The following is a 17433-nucleotide window of genomic DNA, read 5'->3' on the forward strand; positions in this document are numbered from 1 at the left end:
AACTCACTATGTGACAGGCTCACAAGTTGGGATACCCTCTGCGGTTATGAACACCGAGCACGTGCACGATGCTTCCAGCGAGCTCCTGGAGCTCCTGTACACGGTGTTCCGTGGGGCCCGACGAGAGTCCGCCCTGTCGCCGTCCACGCCCGGCCAGCTGCGGTTCCTGCGCACGCTCGCCCGGTGCGGGTGCGCGCAGCGGCCCGGCGCGCTGGCCGACGCCCTCGGGGTCGCGCCGAGGTCGGTGACCTCCAAGGTCGACGCCGCCGAGGCCGACGGGCTCGTGCGGCGACTGCCCGACCCGTCCGACCGGCGAGCGACCCTGGTGGAGCTCACGCCTGCCGGTGTCGCGATGCTCGAGCAGGCCGCGTCGTTGCGGCACGAGTACGCGTCGTCGCGGCTCGCTCGGCTGTCACCCGACGAGCAGGCCGAGCTGTTGCGGCTGCTGCGCGTGGTGGCGGAGCCCGACGGAGCCGCCCTGTGACCGCGGAGCTCTTCCGGGACGCGCTCGGCATCCCGCACGTCCGGGGCGGTGACGCTCTCGAGGTCGCCTACGGGCAGGGTCGGGTGACGGCGCGGGACCGGGGGTGGCAGATCGAGGTGAACCGCTGGCGGGCCGAGGGCCGGCTCGCCGCGCAGGTCGGTGCGGACGGCGTCGAGTGGGACCGGTTCGCCCGACGGGCTCGGCTCGCGGACACCGCGAGGCGTGCGTACGTGGCGCTGTCGGGCGAGGACCGCGCGTTCGTCGACGCGTACGTCTCGGGTGTGAACGACGAGCTCGCGACGGGCACCGCGTGGCGACCGGAGCTCGCGGGTGGGCCGTTCGAGCCGTGGTCGGCGTGGGCGCCGCTGGGGATCATGCTCGTCGGGCACGCGCTGTTCTCGATGTTCCCGCGGCTGCTCTGGAACGAGCACGTGGCCACGACGCTCGGTGAGGACGCGGTCGAGCTGTTCGAGCAGGGCGAGTCGACGACGTCCGGATCGAACGCGTGGGCGCTGCACGGCTCGCGGACGCGGAGCGGCAAGCCGCTGCTGGCCGGCGACCCGCACCGGATGCTCGAGCTCCCCGGCGTCTACCAGCAGGTCAGGCTCGCGTGCGACGAGTTCGACGTGCTCGGGCTGTCGTTCCCGGGAGTGCCGGGCGTCCAGCACTTCGGTCACACCGGAACCGTCGCCTGGGGGATCACGAACGCCGTCGCGCACGCGGTCGAGGTGTTCCGGGAGCGTCTCTCCGACGACGGTCTGCAGGCGCTCGGCCCCGACGGATGGGCACCCGTGACGCGGGCCACCGAGGCGATCCACGTGCTCGGCGGCCAGGACGTGGAGGTCGACGTCGTCGAGACCGAGCGCGGTCCGGTCGTCGTCGGGGATCTCAGCGTGCGCTTCCCCGCCCGCGTGACCGCGGACGTGGGGTTCGGATGCTTGCTCCCGCTGCTGCGCGCCCGGACCGCGGCCGACGTCGCGGCGGCCCTGCGCGGCTGGGTCGACCCGGTCAACCGCGTCCTGACAGCCGACGCAGGCGGCACGGTGCTGACGCTCGACGCGGGCCTGGCGGTCGAGCGTGCCGTGAACCTGCGCCGGCTCCCGATCGACGCGTGGTCGCAGGACGCACGACCCGCGTGGAGGGCGCTCGCGTCCCCGGCGACGGTGACCGACACCGCGGTCGACGCCAACGACGAACCCGACAGGCCCGAGCGTGACCTCGGGGCCGGGTACGCCGGTCCGTACCGCGCGGAACGCATCCGTGCCCTGCTCTCCTCGGGCGACCTTCTCGGCCCGGCTGACATGTCGACGATCCACGGCGACGTCCGGCTGGGCAGCGCCGAGACGCTCCTGTCCTGGGTGCGCCGTGCGCGCGAACTGTCGCCCGCGGCGTCCGAGCTGCGCGAGATCCTGCTCGCGTGGGACCAGCAGATGACCGCGACCAGCACGGCCGCCGGTGCGTACGCGGCCTGGCGAGCGGCGGCCGCACGGCGGATCGTCGCGCACCCGGGACTCGAACCGCTGCACCAGCCGCACGGCCGAGGCGACCTGCTCGGTTCGTTCCTCGTGGTGCGTGCGCGGGTCGCCGACGCGTTGCCGCGGCTGCTGGGTGCGACCGACCTCGGCATCGACGGGGTCGCGATCGCGCGCGAGGCGCTCGAGGAGGTCGGCGGGCTGCCGCCTCAGGCGTGGGGCGAGCGGCACACCCTGCAGCCGGTGCACACGCTCGACGGGTACGGCGGCCCGGAGGTCGAGGCGGTGCCGCTCGGGGGGGACTCGGACTGCGTGCGTTGCACGGGCACCCTGCCGGGCGTAAGCGACCGGGCGTGGCGCGGGTCGGTGGCGCGCTGGGTCTGGGACCTCGACGACCGCCGACACAGCCGCTGGGGCGTTCCGTTCGGCGCCTCGGGTGACCCGGGCAGCCCGCACGCGAGCGACCAGCTGGCCACGTGGGCGGCCGCCGAGACCGTCGAGGTGGTCACCGACTGGCACCTGCTGCGTGCCGACGGCGTCCTCGGCGGCTGACTAGAGCCAGGCTCCGTCGCGCATGAGCCAACGGCCAGCGAGCTCGTTCTCCTCGCGCCACGCCTGGATCGAGCGAGGCGTGATGCGGAAGTAGGAGTACAGGTCCGCCTGCCGACGAGGCTCGAAGCCTGCCTTGGCGGCGAACGCGTCGCCGAGACCGGAGTCGATGTCGTCGACCGCCGTCACCTCGACGGTCCCCTGCACCAGCACGACGTCGCGCGTGAGCCCGAGGCCGACCTGGACCGACGGGTTGGCCGCCAGGTTCCGGCCGGTCGGGCTCGCGGTCGTCGTCGCGAGGAGCAGCGTGGCGTCGTGCCACAGGAACGACAGCGGGGTCAGGCGTGGCGCGCCGGTCTCGGTGTCCGTGGTCGCGACCCAGGCGTCGACGTCGTGGCCCAGCCGGTACATCGCGTCCTGCTGACGGGTCTGCGCACTGCGCGGTCCGATCGGCTCGCTCATGGGTGCACCTCCGGCGTCGGGACGTCGGCGACCATCATGGCGCAGTCGAGGAGTCACGCATCCGGTCCAGGAGCAGGACCGCGATGTCCGCGACCTCGGCGCCGCCACCCGCGGCGGCGACGCCGTCGGTCAGCATCACCGTGCAGAAGGGGCACGCGGTCGCGATCGTCGAGGCGCCCGTGGCCAGGGCCTCCTCGGCCCGCGCCGTGCCGATCCGCGTGCCGATGGTCTCCTCCATCCACATCCGGGCACCACCGCCGCCGCAGCAGAACGACTGCTCCTTGTTGCGCGGCATCTCGGTGACCGTCAGCCCCGGGATCGCGCCGAGCAGGTCGCGCGGCGGGGCGTAGACCTGGTTGTGCCGGCCGAGGTAGCAGGGGTCGTGATAGGTGATCGCGCGCTCGTCCGAGCTGGGCAGCGGCGTGAGCCGACCGTCCGCGACCAGGGTGTTCAGCAGCTCGGTGTGGTGCACCACCTCGTAGCGGCCGCCGAGCTGCGGGTACTCGCGCGAGATCGTGTTGAAGCAGTGCGCGCACGTCACGACGATCCGCTGCGCGCCGACCTCGTTGAGCATCTCGACGTTGGCGCTCGCGAGCATCTGGAACAGGATCTCGTTGCCCGCGCGCCGGGCCGGGTCGCCGGTGCACGACTCCCCGTCGCCCAGGACCGCGAAGCTCACGCCGGCCGTGTGCAGCAGCTCGGCGACGGCCTTCGTCGTGCGGATCGCGCGGTCCTCGTACGCGCCCGCGCAGCCGACCCAGAACAGGTACTCGATCTCGGCAGTGTCCTTGACGTCTTCGACGTCGACCCCGACCACCGGGACCTCGAAGTCCAGCCCCTTGGCCCAGGCCAGCCGGTTGCGCGCCGGCAGACCCCACGGGTTGCCCTGCCGCTCGAGCTTGGTGAACGTCCCGCCGAGCTCCTTGGGGAACGCCGACTCCATGAGCACCTGGTAGCGACGCATGTCGACGATCGCGTCGACGTGCTCGATGTCGACCGGGCACTGCTGCACGCACGCGCCGCACATCGTGCAAGCCCACAGGGCGTCGGGGTCGATGATGCCGCCGCCGAGAAGGTCGACACCGGCATGGGACTCGTCGGGCTGGGGCAGGCCGGCCTGGAGGTAGGGGGCGGTCGCCGCGGCGTGGTCGCGGAGCGCGAGCGTGACGAGCTTCGGGCTCAGCGGCTTGCCCGTGGCCCACGCGGGGCACTGGTCCTGGCAGCGGCCGCACTCGGTGCACGTGGAGAAGTCGAGCAGGCCCTTCCACGTGAAGTCCTCGATCGCGCCGACGCCCAGGCGCGCGTCGTCGGGCAGGTCCTCCAGGGCGGCGAGGTCGATGGGCTCCCCGGCGGGCGTCCGCAGCGGCTGGAGCGGCCCGAGTGCGACCGCGCCGTCCGCCTCCCGGCGCGCGTAGACGTTCACCACGGCGAGGAACCGGTGCCACGCGACGCCCATCGTCGGCTGCAGCCCGATGACCACGAACCACGACATCGACACGGCGATCTTCACGGTCGCGACGACGACCACGGCGGCTTCGAGCGTCGTCGTCGGAACCCCCGACCAGGTGGACCCGAGCCAGGCCGTGAGCGGGTAGTGCCAGGCGCTGCCCGCCCCGAGCGCGTACTCGAGGGACCGGATGACGATGACCGCCAGCACGACCGCCAGCACGGTGCCCTCGACGAAGAACGCGCGCACCTGGTGCGAACCGTAGAACCGTGACCGGCGGGCACCCTCACCGCGCGGCAGCAACCGGATCCGCAGCACGATCAGCGCGACGATGCCCAGCAGCGACGCCCACGCGAACACCTCGATCGCCCACTCCAGCGGAAGGAAGGAGCCGATCAGGGGGAGCGTGAACGTGGGGTCGACGACCTGCCCGTAGCCCGTGACGAGAGCGACGAACAACAGCGGGAACGAGATCATCACGACCCAGTGCGCGACCTTGACCACGGGCCGGTGCTGGAACCGCCCGTGCCCGAAGATCTCCGCCAGCAGCGTTCGGGTGCGCGCGCCGACCGGCGTCCACCGCCCCGGAAGGGCACGCCCGACGCGCACGGTCCGCACGATCCGGCTGACGCCGAGCGCGAACACGCCGACGCCGACCAGCGTCGCGACGACGACGATCCCGAGGCAGGTCAGCTGCAGCGCATCCACGGTCGCCACGGTACTGGCGTGGACCGTCCCGGACCGGGAGCTCCGCCCGCTGGACCGGGCGCGGGAAGGGGTTGCCCGAGGCGTTGATAGGGTTGGACAACAATCCGCAGTGCATCACGGGGGCGTCTTTCGACGTTCGCCGCGCGTGCTCGTACCTGCGCCCAGACCGACAATCGACCGACCGAGACAGACCAGACCCAGACCCCGCCCCCACAGGACGGAGCCGGACGTTGCTGCTGCTTCTCACCGTTCAGGTGATCGCAGCCGTCGTCGCGCCTGTTCTCGTCAGGGCCATGGGACGCAAGGCGTTCTGGGTCCTCGCCCTCGCCCCGGCCAGCGCTGCCGTGTGGGCGCTCAGCTGGACGACGTCGGTGCAGGAGGGCCGCGGGCCGACCGAGACCGTCCCGTGGGTCCCGTCCCTGGGCATCGAGCTCTCGTTCCGCCTCGACACGCTCTCGTGGTTCATGACGTTGATCGTGGGGGGCGTCGGCGCGCTCGTGCTCGTCTACTGCTCGGCGTACTTCAAGACGTCGGCGAGCGGGCTCGGACGGTTCGCCGCGGTGTTCGTGGCGTTCTCCGGGGCGATGCTCGGCCTGGTCACGGCAGACGACATGCTGATGCTGTTCGTGTTCTGGGAGCTCACGACCGTCACGTCGTACCTGCTCATCGGGCACTACGCGGAACGCAAGGCGAGCCGGCGTGCGGCCATGCAGGCGATCGTCATCACGACCGCGGGCGGGCTCGCGATGCTCGTCGGGATCATCCTGCTCGGCGAGGCCGCGGGGACCTACCGGCTGTCCGAGATCATCGCGGACCCGCCGCAGGGCACTACCGCGGTGACCGTCGCGATCGTGTGCGTGCTCGCGGGCGCGATCACCAAGTCGGCGCTCATCCCGTTCCACTTCTGGCTGCCCGCGGCCATGGCCGCCCCGACGCCGGTCAGCGCGTACCTGCACGCCGCGGCGATGGTGAAGGCGGGCGTCTACCTGGTCGCCCGGTTCGCACCGGCGTACTCGCTCGACCCGACGTGGCACTGGACGATCGTCGTCCTGGGGTGCGGAACGATGCTGCTCGGCGGGTACCGGGCGCTGCGGCAGCACGACCTGAAGCTGATCCTCGCGTTCGGCACGGTCAGCCAGCTCGGCCTGATCGTCCTGCTGGTGGGCCTCGGCACGCGGTCGGCGGCGCTCGCCGGCCTGGCACTGCTCGGCGCGCACGCGATGTTCAAGGCGGCCCTGTTCCTCGTCGTCGGCGTGGTCGACGCCGCGACCGGCACTCGTGACCTGCGGCGGCTGTCGGGCGTCGGCAAGACCCTTCCGCTGACCGCGCTCGCGGGCGGGCTCGCGACCGCCAGCATGATCGGGCTGATCCCGTTCGCGGGGTACGTCGCCAAGGAGTCGGCGCTCGAGTCCCTGCACCACGACCCGGTGATCCTGGGGGCGGTCGCGATCGGGTCCGTGCTCACGGTCGCGTACGGGCTGCGCCTGTGGTGGGGGGCCTTCGCGACGAAGCGGGCGGTGGTCCCCGCGGCCGTCACCGAGAACGCCCCGGGTGTCTCGCTCGGCACGGCCGGCCAGGAGGACGCCGCCCCGGCGCCGATCAGCCACCCGTCCCTCCTGCTCGTCTGGCCGGCGATGATCCTCGGCGTCCTCGGGCTGGCGGTCGCGCTGCTGCCGCAGGTCGGGGAGCACCTGTTGCTGCCGTACGCCGACACGTACCCCGAGGGCGAGCCCGGGCACCTCGTCCTGTGGGCGGGCCTCACGCCGACGTTCGTCCTGACGCTCGCGATCCTGCTCAGCGGCGCGCTGCTCTTCGTCGTCCGGGACCGGGTCGAGCAGCTGCAGTCGCACCTGTACGACGGGCCCGAGGCCGACCACCTGTACCGCCGGTTCATGCGCCGCCTGGACGACGTGGCCGCCGACGTCACGGCCGTGACCCAGCGCGGTTCGCTGCCGATCTACCTGGGCCTGATCCTCGTCGTGTTCGTGCTCGCGGTGGGCGGCCCGCTGATCACGCAGACGCAGCTCCCGAGCAGCTACACGGTGTGGGACGACCCCGCGCAGCTCGTCTTCGCCGCCGCGGCGATCGCGTCCGCGCTGCTGGTCACGCGTGCCCGGCGCAGGCTCAAGGCGGTGCTGCTGCTGGGCGTCGGCGGCTACGCGATGGCGGGCCTGTACCTGCTGCACGGTGCACCCGACCTCGCGCTCACCCAGGTGCTCGTCGAGACCGTCACGCTCGTCGTCTTCGTGCTGGTCCTGCGCCGGCTGCCCCCGTACTTCTCCGACCGCCCCCTGGTGGCCAGCCGGTGGGTGCGGCTCGGCATCGGGCTCGCCGTCGGGCTCGTCGTCGCCGGCGTCGCGCTGGTCGTGCCGTCGGCCCGGATGCACCCGCCCGTCTCCAAGGACTTCGCCGAGGAGGCGGTGGTCTGGGGTGGCGGCAAGAACATCGTGAACGTGACCCTCGTCGACATCCGCGCCTGGGACACCGTGGGCGAGATCTCGGTGCTGCTGGTCGCTGCGACCGGCGTCGCGTCGCTCGTCTTCCTCTCGCGCAGGACCGGCGCGATCTTCCGTGCGCAGGACGCGCAGCGCGACCGCGCGGTCTGGGGTGGCTCGACCGACCCGATGGCGGCGCTGCGGCTCCCGGCCGCCGGGTCGGACCAGGGTGACGCCTCGGGCGTCTCGGGAAGCGTGCCGTCGAGCCAGGCGCGGGGCCGCGAGTGGTTGCAGGCCGGACGCACGCTCGCGCCGCAACGACGCTCGGTGATCTTCGAGGTCGTCGTCCGACTGCTGTTCCACACGATGATCGTCTACTCGGTGTTCCTGCTGTTCAGCGGCCACAACGCCCCCGGTGGCGGGTTCGCGGCGGGCCTCGTCACGGGCATCGCGCTCGTCGTGCGCTACCTCGCGGGCGGTCGGTACGAGCTCGGCGAGGCAGCGCCCGTGCAGGCGGGTCTGCTGCTCGGGCTGGGTCTGTTCCTGTCCGCCGGGGTCGGTGTCCTCGCGCTCGTCGTCGGAGGCTCGGTGCTCGAGTCGTGGATCTGGGACGTCCACCTGCCGGTCATCGGCGACATCCACCTGGTGACGAGCCTGTTCTTCGACGTCGGCGTCTACCTCGTCGTCGTCGGCCTCGTGCTCGACATCCTGCGCAGCCTCGGGGCGGAGATCGACCGCCGCGCCGAGACGGGCGAGGACCCGGTGGGTGCGGGTGCCTCGGAGCGGATCACGGCGTTCGACAACGCCGGCGGGGGCGGTGCCGCGTGATCGACATGAGCCCCAACCTCGTCCTCGTCGTCACGATCGGCGTGCTGTTCGCGTCCGGCGTGTACCTGCTGCTCGAGCGCAGCCTGTCGCGCGTGCTCATCGGCGTCATCCTCATCGGCAACGGCGCGAACCTGCTGTTCCTCGTCGCCGGTGGTGCCGCTGGGCGACCGCCGATCGTCGGCGAGGGCGAGGGCCCGATGTCGGACCCGCTGCCGCAGGCCATGGTCCTCACGGCCATCGTCATCACGCTCGGCATGACCGCGTTCCTGCTCGCGCTGGCGTACCGCTCGTGGCAGCTGCACCGGCACGACGAGGTGCAGGACGACGTCGAGGACCGACGCATCGCCCGGCTCGCGGCCCGCGACCTGCGCGCCGTCACCGACGACGACACCGAGCTGTTCACGGAGACCCTGGACGACGAGGCGGCCGAGGCTCGCGACGAGACGGATCGGGGTGCCCTGTGAACTGGGTCGTCCCCCTGCCGGTCGTCATCCCGTTGTTCGCGGCCGGGCTCGCGCTCGCGCTGTACCGACGCCCCACCATCCAGCGGATCGTGAGCGTCACGGCGCTCAGCCTGGTGCTGGCCGCGTCGATCACCCTGCTCGTGCTGGCCGACGACGGCCCGATCGTCGTCGACGTCGGCGACTGGGCCGCACCCGTGGGGATCAACCTCGTCGCGGACCGGCTGTCCGCGCTCATGCTCACGATCTCCGCGGCGGTCACGCTCTGCGTCCTGCTGTACTCGCTGGCCCAGGGCGGTGAGGACGACGAGGAGTCGGCCCCGGTCTCGATCTACCACCCGACGTACCTGGTCCTGACGGCGGGCGTCGCGAACGCGTTCCTGTCGGGCGACCTGTTCAACATCTACGTGGGGTTCGAGATCCTGCTCGCGGCCTCCTACGTGCTCATCACGCTGGGCGGCAGCGGCGACCGTATCCGCGCGGGGACCGTGTACATCGTGGTCGCGCTGCTGAGCTCGGTGCTGTTCCTCGTCGCGATCGCCATGATCTACGCCGCGTGCGGCACGGTGAACCTCGCGCAGCTCGCCCTCCGGCTGCCCGAGATCGACCCCGGGACCCGGCTCGTCCTGCAGGTCATGCTCCTGCTCGCGTTCGCCATCAAGGCGGCCATCTTCCCGCTGTCCGCCTGGCTGCCGGACTCCTACCCGACGGCCCCCGCCCCGGTCACCGCGGTGTTCGCCGGTTTGCTGACCAAGGTCGGCGTCTACGCGATCATCCGCACGCAGACGCTGCTGTTCCCGGACGGACGCCTCGACGACGTCCTGATGTGGGCGGCTCTGGCGACCATGGTGGTCGGCATCCTGGGCGCGGTCGCGCAGGACGACATCAAGCGCATGCTCTCGTTCACGCTCGTGAGCCACATCGGCTACATGGTGTTCGGCATCGCCCTGTCGACGCAGGCGGGCTACTCGGCGTCGATCTACTACGTGGTGCACCACATCACCGTGCAGACCGCGCTGTTCCTGGTGGTGGGCCTGGTGGAGCGTGCGGGCGGGTCGACGTCGCTCACGCGCCTGGGCGGGCTCGCCAAGGCAGCTCCCCTGCTCGCGATCATGTTCTTCCTGCCCGCCATGAACCTCGCGGGCATCCCGCCGCTGTCCGGGTTCCTGGGCAAGGTCGGGCTGCTGGAGGCTGGCGTACAACAGGGAACCACGTTGACGTACATCTTGGTCGCGGGTGGGGTTCTCACGTCGCTGCTGACGCTCTACGCGCTGGTGAAGGCCTGGAACAAGGCGTTCTGGCAGACACCCGAGGAGGTACGTCCGCCGGTGCGGCTGCCGTTCGGGATGGTCGTCCCGACGGCCGTGCTGATCGGCGTCGGCCTGACGCTCACCTTCGCCGCGGGGCCGTTGTACGGGTACACCGATCGGGCTGCTGCGTCCCTGGAGGCGCGCACCCCGTACATCGACGCGGTGCTCCCCGACGGGGAGCGCGGGCAGGGCGAGTCGGCCGACGCCGCGGAAGGGGGTGGTCACGGATGAGCCTGCATCCTCGCCGAGCCCGCTGGCACACCCAGTGGCCCACCGTCGTGTGGCTGACCGTCGTCTGGGTGTTCCTGTGGGGAGACCTGTCGGTCGGCAACGTGCTGGCCGGGCTGGTCATCGGCCTCCTGGTCACCAACGGGCTGCGCATGGCTCCCATCGACTTCCACGGGCGGCTGCGCCCGGTCGGCATCGTGAAGCTGTTCGCGCGGTTCGCGGTGGACCTGGTGCGCGCGTCGTTCGAGGTCAGCCTGATCGCTCTGCGGCCCGGCTACCAGACGCGCGGCGCGGTGATCGGGGTGCAGCTGCGCAGCCACTCCGACCTCTACCTGACCATGACCGCTGAGCTGGCCTCGCTGGTGCCGGGCTCGCTCGTGGTCGAGGCGCACCGGCTCACGGGCAAGCTCTACCTGCACGTGCTCGACGTGCGGCAGAGCGGCGGCATCGAGGCGGCGCGCCAGTCGGTGCTGGACCAGGAGGAGCGGGTGCTGCGTGCGTTCGCGTCGGACGAGGAACTGATAGCCGCGGGGTTGTCTGTGGGGGCTCTGTCATGACTGTCGTCGTCATCGTCTGCGGGGTGCTGCTCACCATCGGCGCGACCCTGGCCATCATGCGGGTGGAGAAGGGCCCGTCCATGCTCGACCGGACCGTGGGCCTGGACATCGTCGTCACGACGATGATCGCGGCGATCGCCATCTACGCCGCGATCGAGCGCCGCACCGACGTGGTGCCCGTGCTCGTCGTCCTGTCACTCGTCGGCTTCGTCGGCTCGGTGACCATCGCCCGGTTCGCGTCCGTGGAGCCCGAGGGCGAGGGCCGCGTCCGGACGCGCGAGGAGATCGCTGCCCGGGAGGCCGAACGGATCGACGCCGAGGACCGGGCCGAGGAGGCCCGCCGGCTGGGTCGTCGGGAGTCCGCCGACGAGCGGCACGACGGGGAGGTCCGATGACCTGGACCACGGTCGCCGACGTCGCGTCGGCCATCTGCCTGATCGGGGGCGCGTTCCTCGCGTTCGCGGCCGGCGTCGGCGTGCTGCGCTTCCCCGACCTGCTGTCCCGCATGCACGCGGGGACCAAGCCGCAGGTGCTCGGCCTGGTCCTCGTGCTCCTCGGGCTCGCCCTGCGCCTGCGGTCCGGCGGCGCCGTGTGGGCGCTGGTCCTGGTCGCCGTGTTCCAGCTGCTCACCGCACCCGTCGGTGCGCACATGGTGGGTCGAGCGGGCTACCGGACGGGCAAGATCCGCGAGGACCTGCTGGTGGTCGACGAGCTGACGACGGACATGGAGCGCGCGACCGAACAGGCCGAGCGCGAGGACCAGTAGTCCTCGCTCGCTCGGCCTGTGGAGAGTCAGCCGAGCGCGAGGACCAGTAGTCCTCGCTCGCTCGGCCTGTGGAGAGTCAGCCGAGCGCGAGGACCAGTAGTCCTCGCGCCTGGCGGGTTCGGATCAGCCGACGACGGACTTGCGCTCGTAGATCGTCATCGACCAGACGTACCCGACGAGCGAGATCACGACGCACCACCCGAGCGCGAGCGCCGGGTAGGAGCCGAGCGGGGTGCCGAGCAGCAGCCCGCGGATGGTCTCGATGAACGGCGTGAACGGCTGGTACTCGGCGAACCACTGCATCCAGCCGGGCAGTGACTCGGTCGGGACGAAGCCGCTGCTGAGGAACGGCAGGAACATGAGCAGCAGGGGCAGGTTGCTGGCCGTCTCGACCGACTTCGCCTGCATGCCCATCGCGACCCCGATCCAGCTGATCGCGAACGAGATGAGGGCGAGCAGCCCGGCCGCGGCGGCCCACTCGGCCGGGCTCGCGGTGGGACGGAAGCCGAGCAGGAGGCCCACGCCGAGCACGAGGACCAGGGCGATGAGCGCCTGGAGCGTGTTCCCGAGCACGTGCCCGGCCAGGACCGCGGCCCGCGAGATCGCCATCGTGCGGAACCGAGCGGTGATGCCCTCCTTCATGTCCATGGCGACGGTCGTCGCGGTGCCGCCCGCGCTGCCCGCGATGGTCAGCAGCAGGATGCCCGGCATGACGTACGCGAGGTACGCCGGGCGGCCGGCGTCCAGGTCCACGCCCGGCAGCCCCGCGCCGAGCGTGCCGCCGAAGACGAAGACGAAGAACAGCAGGATCACGACCGGACCGAAGATCGTGAAGGCCGAGAGGCCGGGGTACCGGATCATGTGCAGCAGGTTGCGGTGCAGCATCGTCCGCGCGTCGGTGACGACGTGCTTGCTGGGGCGCTGTGCCTTGCTCGGGCGCGCGCTGGTGATCGTGCTCATGATGCGGATCCCTTCGACTCGACCCCGCCCGTGAGCGCGAAGAACACGTCGTCGAGGTCCGGGGTGTGGATGCTGAGGTCGTCGACCTCGAGACGGGCCGCATCGAGGCGGTCCAGCACGGAGCGCAGCGAGCCGACCCCGCCGTCGCTCGGCACGGTGAGCACGAGAGCGGCGTCGTCGCGGGTGGAGCCGTCCAGGAGGCTGGAGGCCACGTCGAGCGCCCCCGCGTCCGCGAACCGGATCCGGATGTGCCCCCCGGGAACGAGACGCTTGAGCTCGTCGGGCGTCCCGTCGGCGACGATCCGACCACCATCGAGCACCGCGATCCGGTCCGCGAGCTCGTCGGCCTCCTCGAGGTACTGGGTGGTGAGGAGCACGGTCGTCCCGTCCGACACCAGGCCGCGCACGATGTCCCACATGGTGTGGCGGCTGCGCGGGTCCAGGCCGGTGGTCGGCTCGTCGAGGAAGATCACCTTCGGCGTCGAGACGAGGGTCATCGCGAGGTCGAGACGACGCTTCATGCCGCCCGAGTAGGTCGCGAGCGGCTTGCGCGCCGCCTCGACGAGGTCGAACTGCTCGAGCAGCTCGGCGGTCCGCACCTTCGTCTGTCTCGGTCCGAGATGGCGCAGCCGGCCCATGAGCGTGAGGTTCTCCTCGCCACTGAGCAGGCCGTCGACCGCGGAGAACTGGCCCGTCAGGCCGATCGAGGCGCGAACCCCGTCGGGGTCGCGGACGACGTCGCAGCCGTTCACGACCGCCGTCCCGCCGTCGGGCCGCAGCAGCGTGGACAGGATGTTGACCACGGTGGTCTTGCCCGCGCCGTTCGGGCCGAGCAGCGCGGTGACCGTCCCCGCACCGACCGTGAGGTCGATGCCGTCGAGGACGACCTTGTCGCCGTAGGACTTCCGCAGCCCCCGGACCTCGATGGCGTTCACTTCGCCCTCCTGACTGTGACGTTGCCGAACTGGGTGCGTGCGCGGACCGCGACGGTCTGCTCGTTCGGGTCGGGTGCGCTGTCGCCGTCGAGCTGGTTGCGCACGTGGCCGGACTTCGAGGACAGGTCGAGCCAGGCGGCGACGCCGGGCAGGACGCCGATCGTGACCTCGCCGAAGCCGCTCTCGACCTGGACGGATCCCGCCGAGACCTCGCCGAGGTCGATGGCGCCGTACGCGGTCTTGGCCGTGACCGAGCCGCGAGCCCGGGCGATCTCGAGGTCGCCGTAGGAGAGCTTCGCGTCGACGTCGCCGCCGGCCTCGCCGACCGTCAGCGAGCCGTGCGACGCCTTGAAGATCGCGTCGCCGGTGACCGTGCCGACCTTGATCTGACCGTGGTCGGCCGTGGCCTCGAGCCCGCCGTCGACGCGGCCGAGCGTCACCTTGCCGTGCGAGGCGCGCAGCCACAGGTCGGCGGTGGCGTCGAGGTCGACGGAACCGGTCGAGCTCTTGATCCGGGTGGCCCCCAGCCGTCCTTCGGTGCGGACGGCGCCGACCGAGATCTCGGCGGTGAGCCGCGACCCCGTCGGGAGCTCGACGACCACGTCGATCGACTCGGACGGGCCGAAGACGCTGAAGCGCGGCTTCGGGCCGGTGATGGTCAGGCGCGTGCCGTCGAACTCGACCTTGGTGCCCTCGGCGCCGCGGCGGTCGACCTCCTTGGCGGGGTTGGTGGGCGAGACGGTCACGACGGTGTCCGTGCGGTCGCCGGCGATGACCTCGATCCCGCCGACGGGCAGGTTGATGGCGAGGTCGATCGGTCTCGGGGTGTCGTACGTGGGCATGCTGACGCCTGCCTTTCTGGGTGTGTTCTGCCGACCCCACGGGTCTCGTGGGGTGGGTGGGTGCTCAAGGGCTGGCCGGGCTAGCGCGCCCAGCCTGCGAAGTCGTCGCCGGTGCGCAGGGTGCGCTGGATGGATCGTCGTTGCCTCGGCTGGAGCGCGGCGGCGACCGCGCGGACCAGCCAGGTGTTGACGGACAGGCCGTCCGCCGATGCCGCCTCGTCGACCCGTGCCTTGAGGGCGTCGGGCAGGCGCAGCGTCGTGCGTGAGGTGCTCGCGTCGTCGAGGTCGACCGGGGAGACCGGTCGGTCGTCGGCGTCGTCGGGCTCGGTGCGGGGCTGCGTCACCACGAACTCGATCTCGCGTCCGCGCAGCCGGAGGTCGACCGAGCCGGGAGCCAGGTCGCGCGTGATCTCGCCGGCCGCGGCCGACAGGGCGTCGAGCAGCACGAGCCGTGTGGCGGCATCGAGCCCGGCGGCGAGCCGCTCGGCGACGGCCCGAGTCTCCTCCGAGCCGTTCTCCGCAGCCTCCACGAGCTGGCGCTGCAGATCGCTGACGTACTGTCCAAGTTCCATGTGCACCACTATGACACCATCATGGTGTCATAGCAACACCTCAGTGGTGTCAGATGTGGTGCGCGCTCCCCAGCTGGTCTCGGCGACGCGTCAGATGGGCGGTCTCGGCGGTGTTTCCCGCGAGCCCGATGGCACGGTCGTACGCGTCGCGCGACTCCGCGCTGCGGCCCTGCCGTCGCAGCAGCTCGGCGCGCGTCGCGTGGAACGCGTGGTACCCCGCCAGCCTGTCCTCGAGGCGGTCCACGATCGCGAGCGCCACCTCCGGACCGTCGTGCTCGGCGACCGCGACCGCCCGGTTGAGGGCGACGATCGGGGACGGGTCGAGGCTGAGCAGCTGGTCGTAGAGAGCGACGACCTGCGACCAGTCGGTGTCGCGCACGTCCCGTGCCGAGGTGTGGACCGCGTTGATGGCCGCGAGCACCTGGTACCGCCCGGGAGGCTCACCGGTCGCCAGGCGCTCCCGTACGAGCCGGTGCCCCTCGGCGATCAGCACGGCGTCCCAGGCGCCACGGTCCTGCTCGTCGAGCGTGACGAGCTCGCCGCTCGCCGAGAACCGGGCGGCGCGTCGGGCCTCGGTCAGGAGCATCAGCGCGAGAAGCCCGGTCACCTCGCCGTCTCCCGGGAGGAGGTTGCGGACCAGGCGGGTGAGCCGGATCGCCTCTGCCGTGAGGTCGTGCCGCACCGGGTCCGAGTCGGGACCGGTCGCGAGGTACCCCTCGTTGAAGACGAGGAAAAGGACCGCGAGCACCCCCGAGACGCGTGACGGGAGGTCCTCCGCCGAAGGGACGCGGTAGGGGATCCGCGCAGCCGAGATCTTGGCCTTCGCGCGGGTGATGCGCTGCCCCATGGCGGACTCCTGCACCAGGAACGCGCGGGCGATCTCCGGCACGGTCAGTCCGCCGACCATGCGCAGCGTCAGTGCCACGCGGGTCTCCATGGCGAGCGCGGGGTGGCAGCAGGTGAAGACGAGCCGGAGGCGGTCGTCGTCGATGACCCCGAGCGGCTCGGGTGGCGCGTCGTACCGCACCTGAGCCTCCCTCTGCCGGTCGTCGCGCTTGTTCTCGCGTCGGAGCCGGTCGATGGCCTTCCGGTTGGCGGTCGTGGTCAGCCAGGCCCCGGGATTCGGCGGTACGCCGGCGGTGGGCCAACGCTCCACCGCCGTCGCGAAGGCCACGGAGGTTGCCTCCTCGGCGACGTCCAGGTCGCCGAAGCGCCTGGTCAGGGCTCCGACGATCCGCGCCCACTCGTCGCGGAGAGCCTGGGTGAGCGCGTCGTTCGCAGGGGTGTTCACAACGTCACGAACGGGCGGACCTCGACCTTCCGGTTGCACCGCTTCGACCCCTCGGTGGCGAGCTCGAGGGCCACGTCGAGATCGGGGGCCTCGATGATCCAGAAGCCGGCGAGGTACTCCTTCGTCTCCACGTAGGGACCGTCGGTGAGCACCGCCTGCCCGTCGCGGTTGTCGACGACCGTCGCCGTGCCGGGCAGCCCGAGGCCCCCGGCGAAGACCCAGTGACCCGAGGCCCGCAGCCCGTCGTTGAACGCGGAGATGGCGTCCATGTCGCTCGGGGGGCCAGGGTCGATCTGGTCGTCGATCACCGCCAGCAGGTACCGCATCTCGTCTCCTGTGGTTCGTGGGTGCCTCTCGTGGGCGCCGCTCACCCTTGCAACGAAGTCCGCCGTGCCGATTCGACACCCGATCCCCGACTGTCCACCAGGGGCGGCAGGGCGCGGCCCCCTACTCGAGCCCGGCGAGCGACGCGCCCGAGGGTGTGACCAGGACGAACTTGGCCCGTGCCTCGCTCGGGTCTGCGGTGCGCCGCAGCAGCCCCTTGGCCTCGAGCCCGGCGACGACGTCGGAGGTCATCTTGGGGTCGGTCCCCGCCTGTGCGGCCCAGACCACCTCGACGGGTCAGTCCTCTTCGTCGAGGTCCGTGTGCGCCGTGATGTGGGCGGCCCCGCGGGTGGCCAGCACGCGGGAGATGGCCACGAGCGCCCCGGTGATCGCCGCGGCGATCACGACCTCCGACAGGCCGGCGTCGCCCTCGTCCTCGGCCTTCGGCGGCTTGTGGCCGGTCTGGCGCTGCCAGATGCTGCTGATGACGTGCTGCACCAGCCACGCGGCGATCATCGTGGCGGCGGCGCCGACGAGCTTGGCGAGGACCGACGACTGGGGCTTCTCAGGCATGCGGTTCACGCTAGTGGGCAAGGGGTCTCGTCGGCGACCGGCAGGCGTAAGATCACAGACGAACGACAGGGGAGCGTCGGGCTGCACATGGCCTGGACGCTGAGAGTGCGGGCCTCCGCAGACCCTCGAACCTGATCCGGTTGATACCGGCGTAGGGAGTCGGGCTTCTCAGTCCTCGTGGTCGCGCCTTCGGGCGTGCTGCGGCGACCCCCTCCTTATCGACCAAGGA

The 17433-nt window shown here is 71.7% G+C and carries 18 protein-coding genes and 1 riboswitch; of the genes, 8 read left to right on the forward strand and 10 right to left on the reverse strand.

Annotation, left to right across the window (positions count from 1 at the left end):
- The first annotated feature begins 46 nt into the window (after positions 1 to 46).
- Positions 47 to 484, forward strand: coding sequence for a MarR family winged helix-turn-helix transcriptional regulator (locus tag AC1DPN_RS00200; protein WP_477082706.1), 438 nt, complete (start codon positions 47 to 49; stop codon positions 482 to 484).
- Positions 481 to 2508 (forward strand): penicillin acylase family protein, encoded by a 2028-nt coding sequence (locus tag AC1DPN_RS00205; RefSeq protein ID WP_477082707.1) that lies wholly within the window; start codon positions 481 to 483, stop codon positions 2506 to 2508. Before AC1DPN_RS00200 ends, AC1DPN_RS00205 begins: the two co-directional genes overlap by 4 nt.
- Here the strand turns inward: AC1DPN_RS00205 and AC1DPN_RS00210 are convergent, their stop codons facing one another.
- Together AC1DPN_RS00210 and AC1DPN_RS00215 are read right to left on the reverse strand one after the other, a co-directional pair.
- Positions 2509 to 2967 (reverse strand): pyridoxamine 5'-phosphate oxidase family protein, encoded by a 459-nt coding sequence (locus AC1DPN_RS00210; RefSeq protein ID WP_477082708.1) that lies wholly within the window; start codon positions 2965 to 2967, stop codon positions 2509 to 2511. It abuts the gene before it with no gap.
- Between the two features lie 34 nt (positions 2968 to 3001).
- On the reverse strand, positions 3002 to 5122 hold the full coding sequence (locus tag AC1DPN_RS00215; RefSeq protein ID WP_477082709.1) for a (Fe-S)-binding protein: 2121 nt from the start codon (positions 5120 to 5122) through the stop codon (positions 3002 to 3004).
- Between the two features lie 230 nt (positions 5123 to 5352).
- Between AC1DPN_RS00215 and AC1DPN_RS00220 the strand changes: the two genes are divergently transcribed.
- Genes AC1DPN_RS00220 through mnhG form a run of 6 tightly spaced genes read left to right on the forward strand, consistent with a single transcriptional unit; the run spans position 5353 to position 11707 of the window.
- Positions 5353 to 8385: a Na+/H+ antiporter subunit A gene (locus AC1DPN_RS00220; protein ID WP_477082710.1), complete on the forward strand. Its 3033-nt coding sequence runs from the start codon at positions 5353 to 5355 to the stop codon at positions 8383 to 8385.
- A 5-nt stretch (positions 8386 to 8390) separates the two neighbouring features.
- Positions 8391 to 8849, forward strand: a complete 459-nt coding sequence (locus AC1DPN_RS00225) for a Na(+)/H(+) antiporter subunit C (protein WP_477082711.1) — start codon at positions 8391 to 8393, stop codon at positions 8847 to 8849.
- Positions 8846 to 10387 carry a Na+/H+ antiporter subunit D gene (locus AC1DPN_RS00230; RefSeq protein ID WP_477082712.1) on the forward strand — a complete coding sequence of 514 codons (1542 nt, stop codon included), beginning with the start codon at positions 8846 to 8848 and terminating at the stop codon, positions 10385 to 10387. Before AC1DPN_RS00225 ends, AC1DPN_RS00230 begins: the two co-directional genes overlap by 4 nt.
- Positions 10384 to 10941: a Na+/H+ antiporter subunit E gene (locus tag AC1DPN_RS00235; protein ID WP_477082713.1), complete on the forward strand. Its 558-nt coding sequence runs from the start codon at positions 10384 to 10386 to the stop codon at positions 10939 to 10941. Before AC1DPN_RS00230 ends, AC1DPN_RS00235 begins: the two co-directional genes overlap by 4 nt.
- Positions 10938 to 11336, forward strand: a complete 399-nt coding sequence (locus AC1DPN_RS00240) for an MrpF/PhaF family protein (RefSeq protein WP_477082714.1) — start codon at positions 10938 to 10940, stop codon at positions 11334 to 11336. The genes AC1DPN_RS00235 and AC1DPN_RS00240 overlap by 4 nt, the downstream gene beginning before the upstream one ends.
- Positions 11333 to 11707, forward strand: coding sequence for a monovalent cation/H(+) antiporter subunit G (gene mnhG / locus AC1DPN_RS00245; protein ID WP_477082715.1), 375 nt, complete (start codon positions 11333 to 11335; stop codon positions 11705 to 11707). The genes AC1DPN_RS00240 and mnhG overlap by 4 nt, the downstream gene beginning before the upstream one ends.
- Before the next feature lie 123 nt (positions 11708 to 11830).
- Here mnhG and AC1DPN_RS00250 read toward each other — a convergent pair whose 3' ends face one another.
- The 8 genes from AC1DPN_RS00250 to AC1DPN_RS00285 all read right to left on the reverse strand — a co-directional run bounded on the left by AC1DPN_RS00250 (position 11831) and on the right by AC1DPN_RS00285 (position 17204).
- Positions 11831 to 12667: an ABC transporter permease gene (locus AC1DPN_RS00250; RefSeq protein ID WP_477082716.1), complete on the reverse strand. Its 837-nt coding sequence runs from the start codon at positions 12665 to 12667 to the stop codon at positions 11831 to 11833.
- Positions 12664 to 13602, reverse strand: a complete 939-nt coding sequence (locus tag AC1DPN_RS00255; protein WP_477082717.1) for an ATP-binding cassette domain-containing protein — start codon at positions 13600 to 13602, stop codon at positions 12664 to 12666. The genes AC1DPN_RS00250 and AC1DPN_RS00255 overlap by 4 nt, the downstream gene beginning before the upstream one ends.
- A complete protein-coding gene (locus tag AC1DPN_RS00260) occupies positions 13599 to 14444 on the reverse strand; it encodes a DUF4097 family beta strand repeat-containing protein (protein ID WP_477082718.1) in 846 nt (281 codons plus the stop codon). Before AC1DPN_RS00260 ends, AC1DPN_RS00255 begins: the two co-directional genes overlap by 4 nt.
- A gap of 80 nt (positions 14445 to 14524) precedes the next feature.
- Positions 14525 to 15016, reverse strand: coding sequence for a histidine kinase (locus AC1DPN_RS00265; RefSeq protein ID WP_477082719.1), 492 nt, complete (start codon positions 15014 to 15016; stop codon positions 14525 to 14527).
- 49 nt (positions 15017 to 15065) lie between these two features.
- Complete coding sequence (locus tag AC1DPN_RS00270; RefSeq protein ID WP_477082720.1) at positions 15066 to 16307, reverse strand: RNA polymerase sigma factor; 1242 nt, start codon at positions 16305 to 16307, stop codon at positions 15066 to 15068.
- A complete protein-coding gene (locus tag AC1DPN_RS00275) occupies positions 16304 to 16633 on the reverse strand; it encodes a YciI family protein (protein WP_477082721.1) in 330 nt (109 codons plus the stop codon). Before AC1DPN_RS00275 ends, AC1DPN_RS00270 begins: the two co-directional genes overlap by 4 nt.
- Before the next feature lie 121 nt (positions 16634 to 16754).
- Positions 16755 to 16883 carry a hypothetical protein gene (locus AC1DPN_RS00280; RefSeq protein ID WP_477082722.1) on the reverse strand — a complete coding sequence of 43 codons (129 nt, stop codon included), beginning with the start codon at positions 16881 to 16883 and terminating at the stop codon, positions 16755 to 16757.
- Between the two features lie 45 nt (positions 16884 to 16928).
- Positions 16929 to 17204, reverse strand: coding sequence for a DUF4235 domain-containing protein (locus AC1DPN_RS00285; protein WP_477082723.1), 276 nt, complete (start codon positions 17202 to 17204; stop codon positions 16929 to 16931).
- 57 nt (positions 17205 to 17261) lie between these two features.
- Positions 17262 to 17379, forward strand: a riboswitch (TPP riboswitch).
- Positions 17380 to 17433 lie beyond the last annotated feature (54 nt).

Source organism: Cellulomonas sp. P4_H4, assembly GCF_056400865.1.

Coding starts and splice junctions, on each gene's coding strand:
- AC1DPN_RS00200 (WP_477082706.1), top strand. CDS start 47: ATGAACACCGAGCACGTGCACGATGCTTCCAGCGAGCTCCTGGAGCTC.
- AC1DPN_RS00210 (WP_477082708.1), bottom strand. CDS start 2,967: ATGAGCGAGCCGATCGGACCGCGCAGTGCGCAGACCCGTCAGCAGGAC.
- AC1DPN_RS00225 (WP_477082711.1), top strand. CDS start 8,391: ATGAGCCCCAACCTCGTCCTCGTCGTCACGATCGGCGTGCTGTTCGCG.
- AC1DPN_RS00235 (WP_477082713.1), top strand. CDS start 10,384: ATGAGCCTGCATCCTCGCCGAGCCCGCTGGCACACCCAGTGGCCCACC.
- AC1DPN_RS00240 (WP_477082714.1), top strand. CDS start 10,938: ATGACTGTCGTCGTCATCGTCTGCGGGGTGCTGCTCACCATCGGCGCG.
- mnhG (WP_477082715.1), top strand. CDS start 11,333: ATGACCTGGACCACGGTCGCCGACGTCGCGTCGGCCATCTGCCTGATC.
- AC1DPN_RS00250 (WP_477082716.1), bottom strand. CDS start 12,667: ATGAGCACGATCACCAGCGCGCGCCCGAGCAAGGCACAGCGCCCCAGC.
- AC1DPN_RS00260 (WP_477082718.1), bottom strand. CDS start 14,444: ATGCCCACGTACGACACCCCGAGACCGATCGACCTCGCCATCAACCTG.
- AC1DPN_RS00265 (WP_477082719.1), bottom strand. CDS start 15,016: ATGGAACTTGGACAGTACGTCAGCGATCTGCAGCGCCAGCTCGTGGAG.
- AC1DPN_RS00275 (WP_477082721.1), bottom strand. CDS start 16,633: ATGCGGTACCTGCTGGCGGTGATCGACGACCAGATCGACCCTGGCCCC.
- AC1DPN_RS00280 (WP_477082722.1), bottom strand. CDS start 16,883: ATGACCTCCGACGTCGTCGCCGGGCTCGAGGCCAAGGGGCTGCTGCGG.
- AC1DPN_RS00285 (WP_477082723.1), bottom strand. CDS start 17,204: ATGCCTGAGAAGCCCCAGTCGTCGGTCCTCGCCAAGCTCGTCGGCGCC.